The sequence below is a fragment of the Rothia sp. ND6WE1A genome, from assembly GCF_001683935.1.
In the GTDB taxonomy this organism is placed as follows: domain Bacteria; phylum Actinomycetota; class Actinomycetes; order Actinomycetales; family Micrococcaceae; genus Rothia; species Rothia amarae.
The window spans coordinates 1-756 of sequence record NZ_LXTU01000077.1 but is presented as its reverse complement, the minus strand read 5'-3'; the positions used below and the strand labels follow the sequence as shown (position 1 = coordinate 756).

General features: G+C 34.0%; 1 protein-coding gene. It reads right to left on the bottom strand.

Going from position 1 to position 756, the window contains the following annotated elements:
- Positions 1-34: 34 nt before the first annotated feature.
- Positions 35-756 (bottom strand): SIR2 family protein (locus A7E48_RS10645; protein WP_198924149.1); only part of this gene is annotated, 722 nt, incomplete at its 5' end.

Genomic DNA, 756 nt, shown 5'->3' with positions numbered 1-756 from the left:
TTTGTAGCTACTTCAATTACCCTGCCAATACTTTTCATTGAGGGTCCTCGCTGTAATCTGTATCAGATTCTTCAATATTATAATCACTGGTATTTGGTGAAGCTATTTCAGGCAGTATTTCTACGATTGTATCAAAATAACTTAGCTTTGACTTCCTATCGGGTAGAGACCCTCCAATTAGGTGAACATTTGGATAGCCTTCATACCTTTCAAAAAAATCTCTACATTTTTCTTCGGAATGATTCCCAAAAATAATAAGATTGAAATCTTCATTAGATATGTTTTGGGCGATAATATTATTTATATGCTGGTCAGGAAATCCGTATCCCATAACTAATAAAGTACTATTTGGTCGCCGAAGTTGTATAGAGAATTCTCGGAATAATTCAGAGTAAGGATGTTCTGCTGTTTCCCGATTTTTCATTGCTGTAGGATATATTGCTGTAGTTTCTGAATCAGGGGAATGGTTATTTTCTATCACAATATTTTTTTTAGAGTCAAACCTCCAGTTGATTGATCCATGAATCTTATAGAGATTGGCAGCTTTATGGGTGGGCTGCCATATTTCTTTATATCTGTTAGTATCATCGACAAGTCTATAATGAAAATTATTAACTTCAAAAAACCTATTAATCCCTGTTGACATCCCAGTGGTGTAGATAATCTTATTTCGCTCCAAAGCGTATTCATTATATAAATCGTAGTTGGTTGTAAATATCGATATCTTTGGGTCTTTATATGATCGGAGAGAAAATA